Source organism: Leucothrix pacifica (assembly GCF_003172875.1).
GTDB lineage: Bacteria > Pseudomonadota > Gammaproteobacteria > Thiotrichales > Thiotrichaceae > Leucothrix > Leucothrix pacifica.
This window is the reverse complement of sequence record NZ_QGKM01000005.1, coordinates 1-2645: the sequence shown is the minus strand read 5'-3', so window position 1 is coordinate 2645 and position 2645 is coordinate 1. Positions and strand designations below refer to the sequence as shown.

The 2645-nt window shown below is 47.6% G+C and carries 2 protein-coding genes and 1 pseudogene; all 3 read left to right on the top strand.

Annotated elements, in window-relative coordinates; genetic code table 11:
- A pseudogene (locus DKW60_RS23560) lies at positions 1–371 on the top strand (hypothetical protein); the annotation flags it as partial.
- Positions 365–2107: a BatD family protein gene (locus DKW60_RS02405; RefSeq protein ID WP_109836076.1), complete on the top strand. Its 1743-nt coding sequence runs from the start codon at positions 365–367 to the stop codon at positions 2105–2107. The pseudogene DKW60_RS23560 and the gene DKW60_RS02405, both read left to right, overlap by 7 nt.
- Positions 2108–2253: 146 nt before the next feature.
- Positions 2254–2645: YaeQ family protein (locus tag DKW60_RS02400; protein ID WP_109836075.1), on the top strand; the 392-nt coding region annotated here is incomplete at its 3' end.

Here is a 2645-nt window from a genome sequence, read left to right as displayed (position 1 = left end):
AGAACCAACAGAACCAACAGAGTGGGGAAGGTGGCCAGGATGGGGATGAGCAGGATCAGAATAACGAGAAAAGCGAACAAGAGAAACAAGCGGACGAAGCAGCCGCAGAAGAACAAAGAAAGAAGGAGGCAGAGCGCGAAAAGGCCGCTCAGGAAGCCAAGGAAAAACAATCTGAAGAAGCAGGTGACAAACCTGAAGGTTTAGCGAAAAGCCAAGAGCTGACAGAAGAAGAGAAAGAGCAAGCAAAACAAACCAAGCAATGGCTGTATCAAATTCCGGATGATAGTTCGGGTTTGTGGCGACGCAAGTTCCAATATCAGTACCGTCAACGAGGCGCGGCCCCCAGTCAGGGAGGTACTCAGCCATGGTAAGGCGTTTAGTAATCTTTATTGTGTTGCTGTTGTGTGTTCCATTGTCTTTGGCAAGTGGGTTAACCGCACGTGTTGACAGGTTGGAAATCGGCATTGATGAATCCGTTGAGTTAGTTGTTTCGTTAGCGGATTCGCGGGGACAGCGACCAGATCTGACTGAGATATATAAAGATTTCAGCATCGATCAACACAGCCAAAGCTCCAATCTTACGGTTTACAATGGGGTCAGAAGTCTTGAAACCCGTTGGACGTTTTTGCTATCACCAAACAGAAAAGGAAAGTTAACGATCCCGTCACTGAAGGTGGGTAATTTAAAGACTGACCCCATCGAAATAACGGTCGGAGACAACCCTGTTGCGCAATCCAGCTCTGATGACTTGTTAATGGAGGTTGAAGTTCGACCAGTCAATCCCTATGTGCGCGGGCAGATCATATACATTCAGCGTCTCTATTATTCGCGACCACTGATTGATAATGCTTCCATCTCTCGGCCAAAAATCTCCAAGGGTCAGGCAGACGTTGAGTACCTTGGTGCCTCTAATCCTCGTTACGTGCAGCACAACGGGCGGCCTTATCAATTGCGTGAAAATTACTATGCGCTATTTCCAAGTAAAGCCGGACCATTACATATCGAGCCTTCTGTGTTCAGAGGGAGTCTTGCCAGTAGTCGCGCGAGGCAGAATCGTTTTTCGATGCCATTTAATAGTGGCACACGAGTGAATGCATACTCAGCAAAAGCGGAATTGACCATCATGGACCAACCGGCTAGTTTTTCTGGTGAGTCCTGGTTGCCCGCTTCACAAGTAAACCTGAATATGAACTGGTCAATACCACCTGCCAACTTGAAAGCAGGTGAGCCGGCGATTGTCACCATTGCACTGATGGCAGAAGGGACTAAGGCTGAGTTATTACCCGAAGTGAAACTTGCTTTGCCAGATAGCTTAAAGGTTTATCCAGAGCAACCATCGTTTCGTTCAGATAAAGGTGGGAGCGGTTTAGCGGGCTTGCGTGAAGAGAAGTTCACTATTATTGGTAATGAGGCCGGTGAGTACCAAATTCCGGCAGTCGAAGTGCCGTGGTGGAATACTAATACGGATAAGCAAGAAATTGCCCGTTTGGCCAGCTTCACAATCAGGGTTGACGGGAGTGGTGTCATCGCTGAACAAGTTGATCCTAAAACACCGGAGCCTGTTGTTGAAGACAAGACAATTGACCCCGTTCAACCTGCTGAGGAAGAAAGTGCGGATTTATCTCCCCTGATTGCCCCTGTCGCAGATAAGACAATTACTGATATCTTCGTCGAGCACAGAACGCTAATCCTTGCGGGTGCGGTGAGTATGTTGGCACTACTGCTTGGTTGGTACATTTGGCGTCGTCGTTCGGTCACGGTTGAGACCCATGTTGAGACCTCGCAAGATAGATTTGAAAGTGCACTCACACAACTAACAACTGCATGTAGAGAAAATCATGCCGTCGCGGCGATTAATACCCTGCCGATATGGGCAAGAGAGGTTGGCATCTATCCCGCCACTTTATCGGGGGTAGAGGCCAGCGGCAATGTGGCTCTGAGCAATGCAGTGCGTGACTTAAACAAAAATAATTACTCGCAAACAGAGCAGCTGTGGAATGGTGAGGCATTGGCTAAAGCGATTAGTGCTTACTCCGCTGACTATTCTTCCGCTCAATCCGATAGTGCTGAGTCGGGTGAGTTAGCGCCATTGCACCCTATCTCTTAGAATTTGGCGTGGCTAAGTGTCTTGTATTTCTCTGATGTAATTATCAATGCTTGTGCCTGCCCCACTCTCTGATATTCTACGCCGCAGCGATTACTGAGCACATTTCGTCTTCAGTTTGAATTCGCTCGAATATCACGGGTATCCTCATGGCGATCAAACCAACCATTTACAAAGCTAGAATTTCCTTATCAGATTTAGAGCGAGACTATTATGATTCAATTAATCTGACGATTGCTCAGCACCCCTCAGAAACACTAGAGCGGATGATGGTGAGAGTGTTGGCATTCTGTATCAATGCTCAGGAAGGTTTGGAGCTCACCAAAGGGTTGGATGATGTCGAAGAGCCGGATCTTTGGGCCAGAACCATGGATGAGCAAATTACGCTCTGGATCGATGCAGGTGAGCCGTCATTTGATCGCGTGAAGAAGGCGACCAATCGTGCACGTGCGGTTAAGGTGTATAGCTTTAACAGTAAGTCTGATGTTTGGTGGTCACAGGGTGAATCTAAATTTAGTCGTTTGAACCTAAAATACTCAGT

Bases quoted from the DNA above. Each gene is read 5' to 3' on its own strand.
- DKW60_RS02405 (WP_109836076.1), top strand. From the start codon at position 365: ATGGTAAGGCGTTTAGTAATCTTTATTGTGTTGCTGTTGTGTGTTCCA.